Raw genomic sequence first — 18,127 nt, forward strand, 5'->3', positions numbered from 1 at the left:
TCACACCCCCAGCAAGTGAACGGAGGACGCCGCATGGTCCACACCCGCGATGCCGCCGCCGGTGCATTGGGCCAAGCCGACTTTCGCGCCCTCGACCTGCCGCGCGCCTGCACGGCCCTGCAGTTGCCAGACCAGCTCGACCATCTGCGCAACGCCGGTGGCGCCGAGTGGATGGCCCTTCGCGAGCAAGCCGCCGCTCGGGTTCACCGGCTGCCTGCCGCCCAACGCCGTCGCGCCCGAATGCAGCAACGACACTGCCTCGCCATGTGCTGCCAGACCCAGCGCCTCGTAGTACAGCAGCTCGGCGATCGTGAAGGCGTCATGCAGCTCGACCACGTCCACGTCCTTTGGCGAGAGACCGGCTTGCTCGTACGACACACGCGCGGCGCGTGCCGTGATCTCGGCATCGAGGATGTCGTCGCGCGCACTCTCGCGCAGGCCCGAGACGACGGCGGACGAGAGGACTTTCACCGGCTTGTTGGCATTGCCGCGCTTCGTGCTCAGCACGACAGCGGCCGAGCCATCGACCTGCGAAGGGCAGCACTGCAACAGGGTCAGCGGATCGGCGATCATTCGCGAGTTCAGCACCTCATCGAGCGTGGTCTCCCTGCGCTGCTGCGCATACTCGTTGAGCGCGCCGTGCTTGCGGTTCTTCACCGCCACCGCGGCCAGGTCGCGCGGAGTTGCGCCGCGTTCCGCGATGAAGCGCGTGCCGCGCATCGCGTAGACAGCAGGCAGCACCATGCCGGCCGTGGCATAGAGGTCCGTCATCGCATCATTGCGCTGCAGCGGAATGGTGCCGCCGCCGAGCGCGGTCAGCTGCTCGATGCCGAACACCAGCACCGTCTCGTACTGCTCGGCCAGCATCGCATGGCGCGCCAAGTGCACGGCGGTGGCGCCGCTCGCGCAGGCGTTCTCGACGTTGTAGACGGGGATGCCGTTAAAGCCCAGGTCACGCACGATCACCTGTCCCAGGATCATCCCGCCGAGCACGTTCGCGCAGTAGATGGCCTGGATGTCCTTCGGCTGCACGCCGGCGTCGTCCATGGCGCGCAGGATCGCGGCCTGCGCCAACTCCGGGGCCAGCGTGCCGGTGTGGCGGCCGAAGGGCGTCATCGCGGCGCCGGTGATGTAGACATCCTTGCTCATTGCGCGCTCCCTTCGATGCGGTCGAACACATAGCCGAAAGCCGCGTCCGGCACCGCGCGGTAGCGGTCGCCGATGGCAGGTCGTTGCGCGCCCTGGAGGCGTCCGAAGATCCGCACCGGACCGGGCAGGTCGACATAGCCCAGTGCGAAGGGCGGCTCGCCGCTCTTGGGACTCGGGTGGATCACGGTGAAGCTGTAGACGGCACCTTCGCCGTCGATTTCGACGAGCTCGTGCGCATCGTCGAGCGGCGAGTTTTCGACGTAGGGCGGGAACACGATGGCACCCGTGTTCTTGTGGCGCGAAGCCAGCAGCGCACTCGATGCGCTGGGGCTCCAGATGGATGGCAATGGCATGGCAGGGTCTCCGAGGATTGACCGGCGATACAGCCGGGGTTGGAGAAATGTTCGGGCAACGACGCCCTGCGCTCAACCGACAAATCCGGCCTTTCGCTTGAACAAATCTCAAGCAAACAACGAGGACCGCCATGCCTCAGCTTTTCTCAATCGAAGCGCCTGAAATATCGGTTGTCCCAGCGGCGCGTCCCCGCAACCATCGATGCATCCGTGGCCCCACGGCCACCTGAAAGGAACGCGATGGAGACAACGATCCCGACCGCACTGCACGACGACTTCGCCCCAGACGGCCGCGTGCGCGGCAACCCGCTGCTGGACGACCTCGACGTGCGCCTCGGCCACATCCGCCCCGGCGAATGCACGCTCACGCTGGACCTCGGCGCGCGCCACCTGAACCGTTCGGGTAGCCTGCAAGGCGGCGTCTCGGCCACGCTGCTCGACGCCGCTTGCGGCTATGCGGGCCTGATGACCGGCGCCGACACGCCCTTGAGCCAGGGCGTCACGGTGATGCTGTCGGTGTGCTACCTCGGACGCGCGAGCAACGGCCGCGTGCATGCGACCGGCCGCGTCGTCCGCTCAGGTCGAAGCATCTTCTTTTGCGCCGGCGAACTGCTGTCCGACACCGGCGACGTCATTGCCACCGCGCAGGGCAGTTTCAAGCGCATCACCCACATCCCCCAGGAGACAAGCCAATGAGAAACGCACTGGACGGCCTGACCGTCATCGACTTCACCCAGATCGGCGCCGGCCCCAGCTGCACCATGCTGCTCGCCGACATGGGCGCACGCGTCATCAAGGTCGAGTCCCCCGCCGGCGACATCGGCCGCACGCTCGGGCCCGGCTGGGTCGGCGAAGACGCGGCGCTCTATCACGGCTTCAACCGCAACAAGCTCGGCATGGCGCTGGACTTCAAGAAGCCCGAGGGCCTTGACATCGCGCGGCGCCTCATCGCCACGGCCGACATCGTCGTCGAGAGCATGCGCCCCGGCGTGATGCAGCGCGCCGGCCTCGCCCATGCGCAACTGGAGGCGCAGCATCCGTCGCTCATCTATTGCTCGATCTCCGCCTATGGCCAGCAGGGTCCGTATTCGCAACGTGCCGGCGTGGACGGCGTGCTGCAGGCCGACTCCGGCCTGATGAGCCTGATCGGCACACCCGGCGGCGAGCCTTGCAAGGTGCAGGCCCCCATCGTCGACGTGACCACCGGCTACCTGGCCTGCATCGGCATCCTGGCCAAGCTGCAGCAGCGCAGCCGCGATGGCCGCGGCGGGCATCTCGACGTGAGCCTGTTGAATTCGGCGCTGGCCTTGCAGCAGTCGTCGCTCACGAGCTACTTCGCCGATGGCGAGCCGCCCGTGCCGAGCGGCAGCGCGGCGCCCTACTCCGCGCCCAACCAGGCCTTCGAGACGAAAGACGGTTGGCTCATGGTGGCGGCCTACAGCGCCGAGCGTTGGGCCAGTCTTTGCAGCGTGCTCGACCTGCGGCACCTTGAAAAGGACCCGCGATTCGCGACCTCGCCGTTGCGCGTGGCGAACCGCGCTGCAATGACGCACGAGCTGACCGTCGCCTTCATGCGCCGCAGCGCCGATGAATGGATCGCACCGCTGCAGTCCGCCGACATCCTCTGCGCCAAGGTCGCCCGCTATGCGGACATCGCGGCGCATCCGCAGGTGGCCGCCAATGCCATGCTGCCGGCGGTGGATGTGCCGGGCTTCGGGACGCTAAGGATGCCGGGGTTTCCGATCAACAGCGCGAGTGCGAATACGGCGGGCTTCACTCCCGCCCCTGCGTGCGGGCAGGACTCGGCATTGCTCCTGCGCGAGCTTGGACTGAAGGATGACGAGATCGAAGAACTCATCCAGTCCGGCGCGGTGCGTTCACCCGCGGAGACAGTGACAGGCGCGGAGGCTTGAGAAGGCGCCTCGGTGGCGCAATGAGATGAAGCGACAAGGGGGCCATTTGGCCCCCTTGTCATGCGAGTCGAATGCGGAAATACCGAAGGTGTCACGGATCGCTGATGGCGCGGAAGCGCGCCTGCGAAGCCACGCGTCGCCTTATTCGCATCGGACGTGCGCTCCGCGAAATCCCGCAAACGTCGCGAAACGATCCAGCGGCTCCCGTGCAGTCGTCAAACCATTCGCAGGCTCAGCCTCATCCGCCACCCCCAGCGACATGCCGCACACCACGATCTCCGACTCGGGTATCCGCAACTGCTCGCGAATCACCCGGTGATAGCGCGCAAACGCCTGCTGCGCGCAGGTATCGAGCCCGTGTCCGATCGCCGCCAGCATCACCGCGTGCAGGAACATCCCGAGGTCGATCCATGCCGCCTGGCCCATGTCGCGTTCGAGCGTGAAGAACAACCCCACCGGCGCGCCGAAGAACTCGTAATTGCGCGCATATTGCCGCGCCATCGACGCATCGTCGCCTTTCGGGATGCCGAGCAACCCGTAGAGCGCCTTGCCGACTTCACGGCGGCGCTGCAGGTAAGGCTCGCGCCAGGCCGGTGGGTAGTAGGTGTATTCCTCGCCGTGGCCTTGTCCACCAGCCAAGTGAAGCGCCAGCAAGCGCTGCGACAAGCCGCGTTGCACCTCGCCCGCGCAAACATGCACCCGCCAGGGCTGCGTGTTCGACGCACTGGGACTGCGCGCGGCGTCCTGCAGGATGCGCTCCACCGTCTCGCGCGGCACGGCATCCGGCTTGAACCCGCGCACGCTGCGCCGCCGGTGCAGCGCCTCGATCACGCCCACACCGGCTTCGCTCACTGCTCGACCTTGATGTTGTTGTCCTTCACCACCCGCGCCCAGCGCGCCAGGTCGGCCGTGATGAGGCCCTTGAGTTCCTCCGGCGAGGTCGGCTTGGGCACGAAGCCCTGCTTGACGAGTTGCTGGTCCACGGCCGGGTTGGCCATCGTCTCGACCAGCGCCTTGTTCAGCGTGGCGACGATCGGCTGCGGCGTGTTGGCCGGCACCACCAGGCTGTACCAGAGCGAGGCCTCGTAGTTCTTCAGGCCGGCTTCGCCGAAGGTCGGCACCTTGGGTAGCGCGGCCGACTTCTCCTGCCCGGCAATGCCCAGCGCCGTGAGCTTGCCGCCCTCGATGTACTGCAGCACCGACGCCAGCGTGGCAAATGCCACCTGCGTCTGTCCGCCGATCAGGTCGGTGATGGCCGGCGCCGTGCCCTTGTACGGCACGTGCGTCATGCGCGAATCGATCGTCGCCGCGAACACCTCGCCCGCGAGATGCTGCGGCGTGCCGTTGCCCGGGCTGCCATAGGCCACCTTGCCCGGATTCGCCTTGACGTAGCTGATGAACGCCGGCAGCGACTTGTAGGGCTCGCCGTTGTGCGACACCAGCACCATCGGCACCGAGGCGATGCGGCCCACGGGCGCGAAGTCGCGGTCGATGCGGTAGCCGGCCTTGACGCCCAGCGCCGGATCGATCGTCACCTGGTTGGAGGCGATCAACAGCGTGTAGCCGTCCGCTGCGGCGCGCGCAACGTGTTCCGTGCCGAGGTTGCCGCCGGCGCCCGGCTTGTTCTCGATGATCACGGTCTGCTTGAGGATCTGCGACAGCCTCGGCGCGATGACCCGCGCGAGGATGTCGTTGCCGCCGCCCGGCGCGAAGGGCACCACCAAAGTGATGGGCTTCTTCGTCGGGTAGTCGCTTTGTGCATGCGCCGGCGCGCACACCGCCGCGACGGCCAGGGCCGCCGCGGTGGCGATGCGCGAGAAGAAGCGTACGGGCCTGGTTTGCGTGAGGGTGGGAGTCATGATCGTCGTCTCTCGTCGTTGTGAAGTGAGGTGATCGTTGTCGATCCGCCGCCTCGCGTAAAACGACTTTTCGCCCACCTTCGCTTGCAGAAAAATCAACCGTGTTTCACGCCACGGCAGCGACTGCTTCCTCCTTCGGGAAGTCGGTCGAGGCGGCCAGCGCCTCCCATGCATCCGTCTCCTGCGCAACCGATGCATTCTTCTCGCGAATGGCGGCCAGCGTGTCGGTGCCCAGCGGCAGGCGCAGCGGCGGAACCTCGGCTTCCACCAGTGCGATGAGGGCCTGCGCCAGGCGTTCCGGGTCGCCCGGCTGGTTGTGGTTGATGCGCTTCGCAGCCGCACGCACCTGGCCGGCGGTCGTCGCGTAGTCATCGATGATGCGCGGCGACACGGTCAACGAGGCGCTGTCGAGGAAATCGGTGCGGAAGTAGCCCGGCTCGACCACCGTCGCATGGATGCCGAGCGGCGCCAGTTCCGCATGCAATCCCTCGGTCAGGCCCTCGACCGCGAACTTGGTCGAGCAGTACACGGCGAAACCCGCCCCCGACCGGTAGCCACCGACCGACGAGATGTTGATCACATGGCCGCTGCGCCGCGCACGCATCGACGGCAGCACCGCGCGCGTGACGTTGAGCAGGCCGAAGACGTTGGTCTCGAAGAACTTGCGGACCTCGTCGGCCGTGGCCTCCTCGACCGCGCCGAGCAGGCCGAAGCCGGCGTTGTTGACCAGCACGTCGATGCGGCCGAAGCGTTCGATGGCCGCCTCGGCCGCGCGTGCGGCCTGGGCCTCGTCGGTGACGTCGAGCGACACCGCGAGCAGCCCGGCGGCGTTGCCGAAGCGTTGCGCGACCGAAGCCGCATCGCGTGCCGTTGCGACCACGGCGTCGCCATGGGCGAGCGCGGCCTCGGTGATGCGTGCACCGATGCCGCGCGATGTGCCCGTGATGAACCAGACGCGCTTGAAATCGCGGGATGAAGTCATGATGGTTTCCTTGGGTTGGGTGATGGGAAAGTGCCTTGCGGTGAGGGAAATGTAGGTTTGCCAGTGCCATCCGAATAGCCAGGGATCGCTGTGTTCATCCGCAAGCAAATCGTGATAATTCGGCCATGGCCTTCAACGAACTCCGCGCCATTTCCACCTTCATCCAGGCTGCTGAACTGGGCAGCCTGCGCAAGGCTGCCGCGGCGCAGGCGATCACGCCGCAAGCAGCCAGCCTGGCGGTGGCCCAGCTGGAGTCGCACCTGGGCGTTCGGCTGTTCCATCGCACGACGCGGCACTTGAGCCTTACCGAGGAAGGCAGCCAGTTCCTCGAGACGGCGCAACCGGGCCTCGCGACCCTGCAGCGCGCCTTGCAGGGCGCGCGGCGCGGCCGGGAGGAGATCGCCGGGCCGCTGCGCATCGTGGCGCCGCGCGCGACCATGCTGCAGATGCTCTGGCCCGTGGTCGAGGCGTTCTGCCGAATGCACCCGCGCATCGAGCCCGATGTGCAGCTCGACGACCGCATCGGCAACTGGGTGGACGAGCGCGTCGACGTGGGCTTTCGCGTGGGCGCGGCGCCGCAAGAAGGCCTCATCGCGCGCCGGCTGGTGGACATCCAGCTCGTGGTCTGCGCATCGCCCGCCTACCTGGCAAAGCACGGGACCCCAACGAGCATCGACGACCTGGCGCAACATCGCTGCAGCTGCTTCCGGCACCCGGCGAGCGGCAAGCTCATGCCGTGGGAATTCAAGGTCGGCCAGGACATCGTGTCGCGCAACATGGCGCCGGCGCTGTGCACCAACGACATCGATGTGGAAGCCCGAGCCGTGCTCGCGGGCCAAGCGGTGGGCCAGCTGATGGGCGCGACCGCCGCGCCGCTGGTGCGCTCAAGCCAGCTCGTGCCGCTGCTGCCGGCGCACGTGGCCGATCACCTCGGGCTCTATGTGTACTACGGCAGCCGCGTCGCGCAGCCGGCGCGCGTACGCGCCTTCATCGATCTTGCGGTGGAGCGGCTCGCCGGCAACGACCAGTTCTTCCTGCGGCCGGAGGAGCTTGCGCCGGCCGGGGCGCGGCGCAAGCGGCGCTGAGTCAGGCCCGTCGGGTCGAGGAAGACGCCTTCGAGCCCGCCCCCTTGCGCAGCAACTCCATTCCTCGATCAATCTTCCCGGCACCTTGTGCAGCACGCATCAGGAAACGCGTCTCTGCATCGAACTCGGCCAACATCAGCGTGGCCATTTCATCGATCAGGCGATTGACGGTCGTCCCCCGCGCCTGCGCCAACGCACGCAGTCGATTGTGTTTGTCGTCAAGCAGACGGACGGTGAAAGCGCCCATTTCGCAGGCTCAATCAGCAAATCAACCCTTCGCCAACTCGCCCCGCATCGCCGAAATCACACCCTTGTAATCCTTCGCCCCGAAGATCGCACTCCCCGCCACGAAGGTGTCCGCCCCCGCGCTCGCCACCCGGGCGATGTTGTCGGTCTTGACGCCGCCGTCGACTTCCAGCCGGATGTCCCGCCCGGTCTGGTCGATCAGTTTGCGCGCCTGCTCGATCTTGCGCAGCGCCGAGTCGATGAAGCTCTGGCCGCCGAAGCCCGGGTTGACGCTCATGATCAGCACCAGGTCGATGTCGTCGATGGCGTATTCCAGCGCTTCCAGTCCCAGGCCCGGGTTGAACACCAGCCCGGCCTTGCAGCCCGCCGCCTTGATGGCCTGGATGCTGCGATGCATGTGCGGCGACGCGTCCGGGTGGAAGCTGATGTAGTCGGCGCCCGCTTGCGCGAAAGACGCCGCCAGCGCGTCGACCGGCTGGATCATCAGGTGCACGTCGATGGGGACTGGCGTGCCGTCTGGCGTCTTCGCGTGCGGCTTGAGCGCCTGGCAGATCATCGGGCCGAAGGTCAGGTTGGGCACGTAATGGTTGTCCATCACGTCGAAATGGATCCAGTCGGCGCCGGCGGCCACGACGTTGCGGACTTCCTCGCCGAGCCGCGCGAAGTCGGCGGAGAGGATCGAGGGCGCGATGCGGTAGGTTTGGCTCATGGGCTCGATTGTCGCAAAGCCTTTCGCGAGTGTGTGAGGCTCAAGTCGATGTGGCTTTGCCATCTCGACTTGATCCCCCTCGGGGGCGGGCCGGGCACAGCCCGGACCTGGGGGCTCTCAAGTCGATGTGGCTTTGCCATCTCGACTTGATCCCCCTCGGGGGGCGGGCCGGGGCGCAGCCCGGACCTGGGGGCTCGTGCCCCGTCCGGTACCATCCGCCCCATGCCAACCCACCCGATCACCGTCGAGATCGAACCTCGCTACCTGTCCGACCAGTCTTCGCCGGAAGAAAACGTCTACACCTTCTCCTACGCGGTGACGGTCACCAACAACAGCAAGGTCGCCACGCAACTGGTGGCGCGCCACTGGTTCTTCAGCGATTCCGCCGGCAACGTGCAAGAGGTCAAGGGCCTCGGCGTGATCGGCCAGCAGCCGCTGATCGCTCCCGGCACCTCTTTCCAGTATTCCAGCGGCTGCCGCCTGAAGACACCCAGCGGCACCATGCATGGCAGCTTCTTCATGGTGACCGAGCACGGTGACCGCTTCGACGCTCCGATCGCCATGGTCATGCTCGAAGCCGACTTCGGCGGCAGACCGGTCTCCCGCGTATTGCATTAGGGCCTGCCTCCGGGCCCCGGTCTCTTTCCAGTATTCGTCGCCTCGCGCGACCTCATGGTTCCTGTAGTTGATTCGCGCATGTCCTCCTTCATCAATGAATTGACGAGTTTCTGGGCCGACTGGGTCCGCCCTTCGGCCGGCTTGCCGACGGTGCTGTGGGCGTTGCTGATCGCAGTGACCGCTGCGGCCGGCCACCTGGTGCAACGCTACATCGGCATGCCGAAGGTGGTGGGCTATTCGATCGTCGGCACGCTGGTCGGTCTGGCCGGTTTCGAAGGCGCGGTGTGGCCGCTGCAGGGCGTGGGGCTGTTCATGGTCGAGCTGGGCGTGGCCATCGTGCTGTTCGAGGCCGGTGGCAGGCTGCCGCTGCGCTGGTTCCGCCACAACCCGATGGTGCTGGTGCAGAGCGTGGTCGAGTCGACGCTGACCTACTTCGCGGTGTACTGGGTGCTGGTCTGGCTCGACGTGCCGGGCCCGGTCGCGAATGCGCTGGCGTTGATGGCCATCGTGGCCTCGCCCGCCGTGCTCTCGCGCGTGGTGATGGACACGCGCGCCTCCGGTCCCGTGACCGATCGCGCGCTCACGCTCTCCACGCTGAACACCTTCTACGCCATCACGCTGGGCTATGCGCAGGCCGGACTGATCGAGCGCGCACCGAGCGCCATCACCGAGCGCATCTACCCGGTGCTGGTGGTGCTGGGCATGTCCCTGGCCGTGGGCGCGGCGATGGCGTTGACCATGCGCTCGGCCTTGCGCGTGATGAGCCCGACCAGCGAGAACACTTCGATCCTGATGCTGGCGCTGATCGCCGCCGGTGCGGCCGTGTCGGCGCACATGGGCGGCTCGGCACCGCTCGCCGCGCTGATCGGCGGCATCATGCTCAAGCAACTCAATCCGCGGCCGTGGTCCTGGCCGAGCCAGCTGGGCACCGCCGCCTCGCTGCTGACGATGCTGATGTTCGTGCTGGTGTCGATCGTGGCCGCGCAGGCAGACTGGAACCTGCCGGTGGCCAGCCTGGTGTTTGCGTTGATCGCGGCGCGCGGAGTGGCCAAGGTGGTCGGCGTGTCGCTGGGCAATCCGGGCAGCGGCACCGACTGGAAGCAGGCCCTGTGGGTGGGTGGCGCAATGGCGCCGCTGTCGTCCATCGCGCTGCTGATCGCATCGAATTTCGTCACCGCATCGCCGCTGCTCGGTGTGCTGATCACGCAGACCGCGCTGCCCGCCATCCTGCTGATGGAAATCGCCGGCGCGGTGATCGTCACGATCGCCATCCACCTCGCCGGCGAAAGCTCCGTGCCCTGGACCCCCGAGGCCTTCAGCACCACGGAGGACAACGCATCGTGAGTGCTGCATCGAGAAAAAAATTGAATCTACTCTTGCGACTGCTGCGTAGTCCTTGTCTCGCATCTGCGTTCGGCTGTCCGTCACCGATCCTGCACTCAAGAAACCTCTCATGAGCATCAAGCAGAACAATGCCACCGTGATGCCGATGTCGCGCGTCATGCCGCTGGAGCCGTTCAACAAGTCGCAGGCCCTGTCGCTGGGGGTCGAGCTGGAACTGCAACTGGTCAACACCCACGACTACGACCTCGCACCCTATGCCGCGGACATGCTGCGACTGATGGCGCAGACGCCTTTGCCGGGCAGCGTGGTGCCCGAGATGACCTCGAGCATGATCGAGATCTCGACCGACATCTGCCACTCGGCCAAGGACGTGATCGCGCAGCTCACGCCGATCCGCGATGCGCTGGTCAAGAGCGCCGACAAGCTCAACATCGCCGTGGTCGGCGGCGGCACGCATGCCTTCCAGCAATGGCATGAGCGCCGCATCTACGACAAGCCGCGCTTCCGCGAGTTGTCGGAGCTGTACGGCTACCTGAGCAAGCAGTTCACCATCTTCGGCCAGCACGTTCACGTCGGCTGCCCCGATGCCGATTCGGCGCTGCTGATGCTGCACCGCATGTCGCGCTACATCCCGCACTTCATCGCGCTGTCGGCGTCCTCGCCCTTCGTGCAGGGGCAGGACACGCAGTTCGACTCGGCGCGGCTGAATTCGGTGTTCGCCTTTCCGCTGTCGGGCCGCGCACCCTTTGCGCTGACCTGGAAGGAGTTCGAGGCCTACTTCGAACGCATGACGCGGACCGGCGTGGTGCGCAGCATGAAGGACTTCTACTGGGACATCCGCCCCAAGCCCGAGTTCGGCACCATCGAGATCCGCGTGTTCGATACGCCGCTCACCGTCGAGCGCGCGGCCGACCTGGCCGGCTACGTGCAGTCGCTGGCGGCATGGTTCCTGCAGGAGCAGCCCTTCACGCCGACGGAGGACGACTACCTCGTCTACACCTACAACCGCTTCCAAGCCTGCCGCTTCGGGCTCGATGCGGTGTACGTGGACCCGGCCAGCGGCGAGCACATGCCGCTGCGAGAACATATCCTCATGACCATGACGCAGCTCGAATGGCACTGCGAGGCCTTGAACGCGACCGAATCGCTGGCGCGCCTGCGCCGTGACGTCGACGCGGGCCAGAACGATGCGCGCTGGCTGCGCGAGCGGCAGGGCAAGGAACGCCTGCTGGCCGAGGTTGTGCGCCAAGGCGCGCGGCGCTTCCGCGGCGCGGCGTAGCAAGCAGGCGAGACACATGGGCGAATTCGACCTCATTGCCAGGTACTTCACGCGGCCCGCCAAGCGCGCGGCGCTGGGCGTGGGCGACGACTGCGCGCTGCTGGCGCCAGCGCCCGGCATGCAACTGGCCGTGTCCTCCGACATGCTGGTGGAGGGCCGCCACTTCCTATCGACCGTCGAGCCCGCGCGCCTGGGCCACAAGGCGCTGGCCGTGAACCTCAGCGACCTGGCTGCGTGCGGCGCCAAGCCGCTGGCCTTCACGCTGGCGCTGTCGATGCCTTCGGTGGACGAGCCATGGCTGGCCGGCTTCTCGCGCGGGCTGCTGGCGCTGGCCGATGAATACGCTTGCGAACTCATCGGTGGCGACACCACGCGCGGGCCGCTCAACATCTGCATCACCGTGTTCGGCGAGGTGCCGGCCGGCGCGGCCCTGCTGCGCTCGGGCGCCAGGGTCGGGGACGACATCTGGGTCAGCGGCACGCTGGGCGACGCGCGGCTGGCGCTGGAAGCGTTTCGCGGCACGCTGTCGCTGCCCGCGCCCATGCTGAAGCAGGCGCGCCTGCGCATGGAACAGCCGACACCCCGCGTGGCGCTGGGCCTGGCGCTGCGCGGCGTGGCCACCGCGGCAATCGATGTCAGCGACGGCTTGCTCGGCGACCTGGTCCACGTGCTGCTGGCCAGCCGCGTCGGCGCGCGCATCGACGCCGATGCTGTCACCGACCTGGTGGCGGCGCGGCGCATGCCGTCGAACGCGGAATCCGGGCTGGCACTGGAAACCTTTCGCACCTGTGCGCTCTCGGGCGGCGACGACTACGAGCTGGCCTTCACCGCACGCCCCACCGCGCGCGATGCGGTCGAGCAGGTCAGCCTCGCCAGCCACACTGTCGTGACGCGCATCGGCACCGTCGAGGCGGAGCCCGGCGTGCGTGTCGTGGACGCCCACGGCACGCCGCTGACCCAGCGATTCCCCAGCTTCGACCACTTTGGTTGACCTTCGGGCACACTTCTCTCCATTGCGTCCAATCGTCCTTTCATGATCGATCCTCCGGCTCCGATCGCTTCCAGCCCCTCCGTCCAACCCGCGCTGCGCCGCCCGACGCTGCGCTTCATGCTGTCCCATCCCGCGCACTGGATCGCGCTCGGCTTCGGCTCCGGGCTGCCGCGCGTCGCGCCCGGCACCTTCGGCACCCTGTGGGCCTGGGCCGCGTACCTGGTGATGCAGCGCTGGCTGAGCGAGGCTGCCATCGGCTGGGTGATCCTGGCATCGCTGCCGATCGGCTGGTGGGCCTGCACCGTGACGGCGCGGCACATGAATATCGCCGACCCCGGCAGCATCGTGTGGGACGAGGTGATCGCTTTCTGGATCATCCTGTGGGTGGTGATACCGATCGGCTTCATCGGGCAACTGGCCGCCTTCGCGCTGTTCCGCGTCTTCGATGCGGCCAAGCCCGGCCCCGTGGCCTGGGCCGACGGTCTGTTCAAGCAGAAGGGCGCGGCCGAGCCCGACTGGTGGCGCGCCGGCTTCGGCATCATCCTGGACGACCTTGTGGCCGCCTTCTGCACCCTGCTGGTGATTGCGGCGGTGCGCGCATGGTGAGCCGCACCGAAGAATTGCTGCCAAAGCTGGCCGACCTGATGGCGGCCCGGGGCCTGATGCTGGCCACCGCGGAAAGCTGCACCGGCGGCCTGATCGCGGGCGCCTGCACCGACCTCTCGGGCTCCAGCGCGTGGTTCGAGCGCGGCTTCGTCTGCTATTCCAACGACGCGAAGATCGAACTGCTGGGTGTCGACCTGGCGCTCATCGTCGCGCATGGCGCGGTCAGCGAGCCCGTGGCCGGCGCGATGGCCGCGGGCGCGGTGGCGCGCTCGCATGCGCAGGTATCGATGGCGGTCACCGGCGTCGCGGGACCGACCGGCGGCACCGAGGCCAAGCCGGTGGGCACCGTGTGGTTCGGCTGGTCGGTGGACGGCATCGTGCATACCGAACGGCGCCTGTTCGATGGCGACCGCGCCGCGATCCGCGCGGCCACCGTGCAACATGCCATCGAGAACCTGGTGACGCTGCTGCAACCCCCACGTTGATTCCTGGACGGAGCGAACCGATGACACGCAACGAGCAAACCATCCGCCGCTTCTACGACGCCTTCGCGAAGCTCGACGCCGACACCATGGCCGCCTGCTATACGCCCGATGCCGCGTTCAACGACGAAGTGTTCTCGCTGAACGGCGCACGCGAGATCGGCGGCATGTGGAAGATGCTGTGCAGCGCCACCCAGGCCAAGGGCGCGCACGTGTGGCGCCTGACGTACCGCGACGTGGCCGTCGACGGCAACACCGGCCGCGCTCACTGGGACGCGCACTACCTCTTCAGCGCCACCGGCCGCACCGTGGACAACAGCATCGACGCCCGCATGACCTTCACGCCCGATGGCAGGATCGCCACGCACACCGACAGCTTCCCGTTCTGGACCTGGGCGCGCCAGGCGCTCGGGCTGCCCGGCCTGCTGATGGGGTGGTCGCCGATGCTGCGCAAGAAAGTGCGCGCAACTGCTGCCGCCAACCTCGCGCTGCACCTCGCACGCAACGGCTGACCGATTCCCCGAAAAACAGACGCACGACCATGACCGACATCGCCATCACGAACGACACCGCGCAACACCGCTACGAGGCCAGGATCGAGGGCCAACTGGCGGGCTATTGCGAATACAACCTGCTGCGCGACGCCATCATGTTCACGCATACCGAGGTGCTGGGGGCTTTTGAAGGCAAGGGCGTGGGCTCGGCCATCGCACGCCACGTGCTGGACGACGCGCGGGCGCAAGGCCTGCACGTGATCCCGGTGTGCCAGTTCATCGCGGGCTACATCCGCAAGCATCCCGACCAAGCCGACCTGGTGCGAGGGGACATGCGCAGGGCGTTCAAGATCTGAAGATCTGTCGAATCGGGGAATAGGCTGCCTGACCGCGCCGAACCTTCGGAGAGCCGCATGAACCTTGGTGCGTCCAGTGTCGATCACCTTCACCGATGGGCAGAAAGCGCTGTCCGGGGCTGGGCGTCCGCTTTCAATGCGCACTCATTCCATCTGGCCGATCAAGCCTGTGCGACAGTTGTCGTCAGCCCTGCTTGTGTTCTCGCTTTTCTCTTCAACCGGAGCCCATGAATGACCGATGCAATTCCCGGCGCGTCGAGCGCCAACACCAGCAAGACGATGGCGATCCTCGCGCATATCGGTGGCCTGCTGACGAGCTGGCTTGCCCCACTGGTCATCTATCTGATCCACAAGCCGGATCCCAACGATGCGTTCACGACCGACAACGCACGCGAAGCCCTCAACTTCCAGATCACCGTGATCATTGCGTACTTCGCATGCTTCATCTTGTCGTTCGTCTTCATCGGCATTTTCCTGTTCTGGATCGTGATGATGGCGAACCTGGTCCTTTGCATCCTCGCTGCCGTGAAGGCCAGTGACGGGACCAGCTATCGCTACCCCCTGACCCTCCGGCTCGTGAAGTAAGCGTCCAATTGCGCCCCGCTGGCGCGGTGCTTCCGAGATGCGAAGTCGCGACTTCAAGCCAAGCGACTTCGGTACATGCGTGCATGCTCCGGCAGATAGGCCTCCAGGGGGCCTGATCGAATATCCGCGCAACCTGGCAGTTGGGGCCGCAGGTACACGTGAGCCTCGACAGGGACAGCATCTTGCGGGCCCACCACTTGGATCCGCTCCCGCCGATAGCCGTCCGGCTCGGTGATGCGCTCCAGCGCATCCATGCGCGCCAATGCAGCTTCGTCGACCTCGAACAACTGCCCTGCAACGCGGTGGCCCTGCCCCGGCAAGTCGATCATCCAGGGCGAATGCCGGTCGCCCACCAGGTAGAGCGGATAGCGCTCCAGCGTGACGAACTCGCCCTCGATGCGTCGGCCCTCGTTGGTGGCGGCGTTCGGGAATCCTTCCTTCAGGGTGCCGAAGACGAATAGGAGAAAGCGCTCCAAACTACCGCCCTCCTCAACGCCTTTCCGCCGTTCCAGGCAGCGCCAGTCGGCGACAAGCTGTCACCAACTCATCCCGCCCCGTGGCACTTCTTGTATTTCTTCCCACTGCCACACGGACACGGATCATTGCGCCCCGGCGTCGCCTCCTTGCGAACGGTTTCCACGCGCGGCCCCATGCTTCTCCAGAGCTGTCGCAGGTCGTACACCGCCCAGATCGCGGCGCCGAAATCGTCCAGGCGCTGCTGGCTCAGGCTGGGCGGGCCGCTCTCGCTGAACATCGAGATGGTGGGCGTGCCCTTGTCGTCCTCGGTGAGTTCGACGATGCAGTCGAGCGCGTCGTCGAGCATGCCGGCGGCTTCCTTGTCGCGCGGCGCAGCCCAGTCCTCGGGCCACGTCTCCACCGCGAACATGAAGCCGAGCGCCCACACCTGCGCGAAGGACGGCGTCGCCTCGCCAGCCGCCTCGGCACGCTCTTCCTCAGGCAGCGATGCGATGGCGCCGCGCACGTCCAGCACCTCGGGCTGGTAGGTGCGCTCGTCCTCCAGCGTCTCGACCGGCGCGTCCAGGCCTTGCTGGATCTCTGTCCAGCGGCGCTTCCAATGCCAGACGAATTCCATGTACTTGGCCGGCCTGAACTCGTCGCCGAGCAGCACGGGCCAGTATTCCTCCGGCGGAATCGGGCGGCGAGAGCAGATCAGCGCGGCCATGAAACCCTCGCAGAATTCCCATTGCGGAATCTCGTCGTCGGCCTCGCGCATGAGGTCGAGTTCGCGGTCCAGCACGTCGAAATCTTCAGGGGTGAGCGGGGCTGCCGGAGCGCCGGTGGAGGGTGTATCAGGGCTTGAAGTCATGGTGGCGCAAAAAAGAGCCCTCTATGATGCAACACGCGTCGACCGGCCGAGGCGATCATTGCAATTCCCATGACATCACCGTTCCCGATCCGATACTCCGCATTCGCACTGAGCGTCGTCGGCCTGCTGGTCAGCATGGTCACCTGGCTGTTGTGGCCGTGGCTGTGGCGCGGCCCGATCGGGACCGTCACTTTCGCCGCGCTCGTCTTCATCGGCGTGCAGGACATGCGACAGAAGCGCCATGCCATCCTGCGCAACTACCCGCTCATGGGTCACTTCCGTTTTTTCTTCGAGTTCATCCGGCCGGAGATCCGCCAGTACTTCATCGAAAGCGACGCCGAAGCCGCACCGTTCTCGCGCGCACAACGCTCGCTCGTGTACCAGCGGGCCAAGGGCGAGCCCGACAACCGCCCCTTCGGCACGCAACTCAACGTCACCATCTCGGGCTACGAGTGGATCAACCACTCGATGCAGCCGACCCGCCTGGCCAACCACGACTTCCGCATCCTCATCGGCCCCGACTGCGCGCAGCCCTACAGCGCCAGCGTGTTCAACATCTCGGCAATGAGCTTCGGCTCGCTGTCGGCCAACGCGATCATGGCGTTGAACCTGGGCGCGAAGATGGGCGGCTTCGCGCACGACACCGGCGAAGGCTCGATCTCGCGCCACCATCGCCTGCACGGCGGCGACCTGATCTGGGAGATCGGCTCGGGCTACTTCGGCTGTCGCAACGTGGATGGCAGCTTCAGCGAGGAGCGCTTCGCGAAGGCCGCGACCGACCCGCAAGTGCGCATGATCGAGATCAAGCTGAGCCAAGGCGCCAAGCCTGGCCACGGCGGCGTGCTGCCCGGCCCCAAGGTCACGGCGGAGATCGCGGCCGCACGCGGCGTGCCGGAGGGCGTGGACTGCATCTCGCCCTCGTCGCACAGCGCCTTCGGCACGCCGGTCGAGATGATGCATTTCATCGCCCGGTTGCGCGAGTTGTCGGGTGGCAAGCCGACCGGCTTCAAGTTCTGCCTGGGCCACCCGTGGGAATGGTTCGGCATCGTCAAGGCCATGCTGCAGACCGGCATCACGCCCGACTTCATCGTCGTCGACGGCGCCGAGGGCGGCACCGGCGCTGCGCCGGTGGAGTTCACCGACCACGTCGGCACGCCGCTGCAGGAGGGCCTGCTGCTGGTGCACAACACGCTCGTCGGCGTGAACCTGCGCCATCGCATCAAGATCGGCTGCGCCGGCAAGGTGATCTCGGCCTTCGACCTGGCCCGGATGATGGCGCTGGGCGCCGACTGGTGCAACGCGGCGCGCGGCTTCATGATGACGCTGGGCTGCATCCAGGCGCAGACCTGCCACACCGGCCATTGCCCGACCGGCGTGACCACGCAGGACCCGCAGCGGCAGAAGGCGCTGGTCGTCGACACCAAGGCCGATCGCGTGCGCAACTTCCATCGCTCGACGCTGCACGCGTTGCAGGAACTGGTGCAGGCCGCGGGGCTCGAGCATCCGCAACAGATCACCGCGCACCACATCGTGCGGCGCATTTCCGACACCGAGGTGCGGCTGCTGTCGAACCTGGTCCTGCAAGTCCAGCCCGGCGCCCTGCTCGGCCCGCTGGACCACCAGCACAACGTCTTCCGCATCTACTGGCCGCTGGCCAGTGCCACCAGCTTCCAGCCGCTGACCAGCACCACCAGGCTGCCGCTGGTGGACAGCGCGAACGAGATGGCGCCCGCACTGGCGGCCTGATTG

The 18,127-nt window shown here is 66.8% G+C and carries 22 protein-coding genes; 13 read left to right on the forward strand and 9 right to left on the reverse strand.

Going from position 1 to position 18,127, the window contains the following annotated elements:
* Positions 1-1,149: a thiolase family protein gene (locus WKW82_RS22155; RefSeq protein ID WP_340344502.1), complete on the reverse strand. Its 1,149-nt coding sequence runs from the start codon at positions 1,147-1,149 to the stop codon at positions 1-3.
* Positions 1,146-1,502, reverse strand: a complete 357-nt coding sequence (locus WKW82_RS22160; RefSeq protein ID WP_340344503.1) for a Zn-ribbon domain-containing OB-fold protein — start codon at positions 1,500-1,502, stop codon at positions 1,146-1,148. Before WKW82_RS22160 ends, WKW82_RS22155 begins: the two co-directional genes overlap by 4 nt.
* Before the next feature lie 240 nt (positions 1,503-1,742).
* On the opposite strand from WKW82_RS22160, the gene WKW82_RS22165 reads away from it, so the two are divergent.
* Positions 1,743-2,198 (forward strand): PaaI family thioesterase, encoded by a 456-nt coding sequence (locus WKW82_RS22165; protein WP_340344504.1) that lies wholly within the window; start codon positions 1,743-1,745, stop codon positions 2,196-2,198.
* Positions 2,195-3,415 (forward strand): CaiB/BaiF CoA transferase family protein, encoded by a 1,221-nt coding sequence (locus WKW82_RS22170; protein ID WP_340344505.1) that lies wholly within the window; start codon positions 2,195-2,197, stop codon positions 3,413-3,415. The genes WKW82_RS22165 and WKW82_RS22170 overlap by 4 nt, the downstream gene beginning before the upstream one ends.
* Before the next feature lie 141 nt (positions 3,416-3,556).
* Here WKW82_RS22170 and WKW82_RS22175 read toward each other — a convergent pair whose 3' ends face one another.
* From WKW82_RS22175 to WKW82_RS22185, 3 genes are all read right to left on the reverse strand, one after another.
* On the reverse strand, positions 3,557-4,267 hold the full coding sequence (locus tag WKW82_RS22175; RefSeq protein ID WP_340344506.1) for a nitroreductase: 711 nt from the start codon (positions 4,265-4,267) through the stop codon (positions 3,557-3,559).
* Positions 4,264-5,274 (reverse strand): tripartite tricarboxylate transporter substrate binding protein, encoded by a 1,011-nt coding sequence (locus tag WKW82_RS22180; RefSeq protein WP_340344507.1) that lies wholly within the window; start codon positions 5,272-5,274, stop codon positions 4,264-4,266. The genes WKW82_RS22175 and WKW82_RS22180 overlap by 4 nt, the downstream gene beginning before the upstream one ends.
* Before the next feature lie 106 nt (positions 5,275-5,380).
* Positions 5,381-6,256: an oxidoreductase gene (locus tag WKW82_RS22185; RefSeq protein WP_340344508.1), complete on the reverse strand. Its 876-nt coding sequence runs from the start codon at positions 6,254-6,256 to the stop codon at positions 5,381-5,383.
* A 125-nt stretch (positions 6,257-6,381) separates the two neighbouring features.
* On the opposite strand from WKW82_RS22185, the gene WKW82_RS22190 reads away from it, so the two are divergent.
* Complete coding sequence (locus WKW82_RS22190; protein WP_340344509.1) at positions 6,382-7,341, forward strand: LysR family transcriptional regulator; 960 nt, start codon at positions 6,382-6,384, stop codon at positions 7,339-7,341.
* A gap of 1 nt (position 7,342) precedes the next feature.
* On the opposite strand, the gene WKW82_RS22195 is transcribed toward WKW82_RS22190, so the two are convergent.
* Both WKW82_RS22195 and rpe read right to left on the reverse strand, forming a co-directional pair.
* Positions 7,343-7,588 (reverse strand): toxin-antitoxin system HicB family antitoxin, encoded by a 246-nt coding sequence (locus tag WKW82_RS22195; protein WP_340344510.1) that lies wholly within the window; start codon positions 7,586-7,588, stop codon positions 7,343-7,345.
* Positions 7,589-7,609: 21 nt separating this feature from the next.
* Positions 7,610-8,296: a ribulose-phosphate 3-epimerase gene (rpe, locus tag WKW82_RS22200; RefSeq protein ID WP_340344511.1), complete on the reverse strand. Its 687-nt coding sequence runs from the start codon at positions 8,294-8,296 to the stop codon at positions 7,610-7,612.
* Between the two features lie 222 nt (positions 8,297-8,518).
* On the opposite strand from rpe, the gene apaG reads away from it, so the two are divergent.
* The 9 genes from apaG (at position 8,519) to WKW82_RS22245 (ending at position 15,051) form a co-directional block, all read left to right on the forward strand.
* Positions 8,519-8,914, forward strand: a complete 396-nt coding sequence (gene apaG, locus WKW82_RS22205) for a Co2+/Mg2+ efflux protein ApaG (RefSeq protein WP_340344512.1) — start codon at positions 8,519-8,521, stop codon at positions 8,912-8,914.
* A gap of 78 nt (positions 8,915-8,992) precedes the next feature.
* Positions 8,993-10,258 (forward strand): cation:proton antiporter, encoded by a 1,266-nt coding sequence (locus WKW82_RS22210; RefSeq protein WP_422823548.1) that lies wholly within the window; start codon positions 8,993-8,995, stop codon positions 10,256-10,258.
* Positions 10,259-10,415: 157 nt separating this feature from the next.
* Positions 10,416-11,537, forward strand: coding sequence for a YbdK family carboxylate-amine ligase (locus WKW82_RS22215; protein ID WP_340344630.1), 1,122 nt, complete (start codon positions 10,416-10,418; stop codon positions 11,535-11,537).
* A gap of 16 nt (positions 11,538-11,553) precedes the next feature.
* A complete protein-coding gene (thiL, locus tag WKW82_RS22220; RefSeq protein ID WP_340344513.1) occupies positions 11,554-12,528 on the forward strand; it encodes a thiamine-phosphate kinase in 975 nt (324 codons plus the stop codon).
* A gap of 42 nt (positions 12,529-12,570) precedes the next feature.
* Positions 12,571-13,134: a phosphatidylglycerophosphatase A family protein gene (locus WKW82_RS22225; protein ID WP_340344514.1), complete on the forward strand. Its 564-nt coding sequence runs from the start codon at positions 12,571-12,573 to the stop codon at positions 13,132-13,134.
* Positions 13,128-13,619 (forward strand): CinA family protein, encoded by a 492-nt coding sequence (locus tag WKW82_RS22230; protein ID WP_340344515.1) that lies wholly within the window; start codon positions 13,128-13,130, stop codon positions 13,617-13,619. The genes WKW82_RS22225 and WKW82_RS22230 overlap by 7 nt, the downstream gene beginning before the upstream one ends.
* A 20-nt stretch (positions 13,620-13,639) precedes the next feature.
* The gene (locus WKW82_RS22235; protein ID WP_340344516.1) at positions 13,640-14,128 is read left to right on the forward strand and encodes a nuclear transport factor 2 family protein; all 489 of its coding nucleotides are present in this window, start codon (positions 13,640-13,642) and stop codon (positions 14,126-14,128) included.
* Positions 14,129-14,157: 29 nt separating this feature from the next.
* Positions 14,158-14,466: a GNAT family N-acetyltransferase gene (locus tag WKW82_RS22240; protein ID WP_340344517.1), complete on the forward strand. Its 309-nt coding sequence runs from the start codon at positions 14,158-14,160 to the stop codon at positions 14,464-14,466.
* Between the two features lie 231 nt (positions 14,467-14,697).
* Positions 14,698-15,051: a DUF4870 domain-containing protein gene (locus tag WKW82_RS22245; RefSeq protein ID WP_340344518.1), complete on the forward strand. Its 354-nt coding sequence runs from the start codon at positions 14,698-14,700 to the stop codon at positions 15,049-15,051.
* Positions 15,052-15,104: 53 nt separating this feature from the next.
* Here the strand turns inward: WKW82_RS22245 and WKW82_RS22250 are convergent, their stop codons facing one another.
* Together WKW82_RS22250 and WKW82_RS22255 are read right to left on the reverse strand one after the other, a co-directional pair.
* Positions 15,105-15,527, reverse strand: a complete 423-nt coding sequence (locus WKW82_RS22250) for a gamma-glutamylcyclotransferase family protein (protein WP_340344519.1) — start codon at positions 15,525-15,527, stop codon at positions 15,105-15,107.
* Positions 15,528-15,595: 68 nt separating this feature from the next.
* Positions 15,596-16,378, reverse strand: coding sequence for a UPF0149 family protein (locus WKW82_RS22255; RefSeq protein ID WP_340344520.1), 783 nt, complete (start codon positions 16,376-16,378; stop codon positions 15,596-15,598).
* A 69-nt stretch (positions 16,379-16,447) separates the two neighbouring features.
* Here WKW82_RS22255 and WKW82_RS22260 point away from each other — a divergent pair, with 69 nt between their 5' ends.
* Positions 16,448-18,124 carry an FMN-binding glutamate synthase family protein gene (locus WKW82_RS22260; RefSeq protein ID WP_340344521.1) on the forward strand — a complete coding sequence of 559 codons (1,677 nt, stop codon included), beginning with the start codon at positions 16,448-16,450 and terminating at the stop codon, positions 18,122-18,124.
* Positions 18,125-18,127 lie beyond the last annotated feature (3 nt).

It is taken from the genome of Variovorax rhizosphaerae (assembly GCF_037889975.1).
GTDB classification, from domain to species: Bacteria; Pseudomonadota; Gammaproteobacteria; order Burkholderiales; family Burkholderiaceae_C; genus Variovorax; species Variovorax rhizosphaerae.

Coding starts and splice junctions, on each gene's coding strand:
- WKW82_RS22210 (WP_422823548.1), top strand. CDS start 8,993: ATGTCCTCCTTCATCAATGAATTGACGAGTTTCTGGGCCGACTGGGTC.
- WKW82_RS22195 (WP_340344510.1), bottom strand. CDS start 7,588: ATGGGCGCTTTCACCGTCCGTCTGCTTGACGACAAACACAATCGACTG.
- WKW82_RS22160 (WP_340344503.1), bottom strand. CDS start 1,502: ATGCCATTGCCATCCATCTGGAGCCCCAGCGCATCGAGTGCGCTGCTG.
- WKW82_RS22245 (WP_340344518.1), top strand. CDS start 14,698: ATGACCGATGCAATTCCCGGCGCGTCGAGCGCCAACACCAGCAAGACG.
- WKW82_RS22215 (WP_340344630.1), top strand. CDS start 10,416: ATGCCGCTGGAGCCGTTCAACAAGTCGCAGGCCCTGTCGCTGGGGGTC.
- WKW82_RS22185 (WP_340344508.1), bottom strand. CDS start 6,256: ATGACTTCATCCCGCGATTTCAAGCGCGTCTGGTTCATCACGGGCACA.
- WKW82_RS22260 (WP_340344521.1), top strand. CDS start 16,448: ATGACATCACCGTTCCCGATCCGATACTCCGCATTCGCACTGAGCGTC.
- apaG (WP_340344512.1), top strand. CDS start 8,519: ATGCCAACCCACCCGATCACCGTCGAGATCGAACCTCGCTACCTGTCC.
- thiL (WP_340344513.1), top strand. CDS start 11,554: ATGGGCGAATTCGACCTCATTGCCAGGTACTTCACGCGGCCCGCCAAG.
- WKW82_RS22170 (WP_340344505.1), top strand. CDS start 2,195: ATGAGAAACGCACTGGACGGCCTGACCGTCATCGACTTCACCCAGATC.
- WKW82_RS22180 (WP_340344507.1), bottom strand. CDS start 5,274: ATGACTCCCACCCTCACGCAAACCAGGCCCGTACGCTTCTTCTCGCGC.
- WKW82_RS22240 (WP_340344517.1), top strand. CDS start 14,158: ATGACCGACATCGCCATCACGAACGACACCGCGCAACACCGCTACGAG.
- WKW82_RS22155 (WP_340344502.1), bottom strand. CDS start 1,149: ATGAGCAAGGATGTCTACATCACCGGCGCCGCGATGACGCCCTTCGGC.
- WKW82_RS22230 (WP_340344515.1), top strand. CDS start 13,128: ATGGTGAGCCGCACCGAAGAATTGCTGCCAAAGCTGGCCGACCTGATG.
- WKW82_RS22225 (WP_340344514.1), top strand. CDS start 12,571: ATGATCGATCCTCCGGCTCCGATCGCTTCCAGCCCCTCCGTCCAACCC.
- rpe (WP_340344511.1), bottom strand. CDS start 8,296: ATGAGCCAAACCTACCGCATCGCGCCCTCGATCCTCTCCGCCGACTTC.
- WKW82_RS22255 (WP_340344520.1), bottom strand. CDS start 16,378: ATGACTTCAAGCCCTGATACACCCTCCACCGGCGCTCCGGCAGCCCCG.
- WKW82_RS22235 (WP_340344516.1), top strand. CDS start 13,640: ATGACACGCAACGAGCAAACCATCCGCCGCTTCTACGACGCCTTCGCG.
- WKW82_RS22165 (WP_340344504.1), top strand. CDS start 1,743: ATGGAGACAACGATCCCGACCGCACTGCACGACGACTTCGCCCCAGAC.
- WKW82_RS22190 (WP_340344509.1), top strand. CDS start 6,382: ATGGCCTTCAACGAACTCCGCGCCATTTCCACCTTCATCCAGGCTGCT.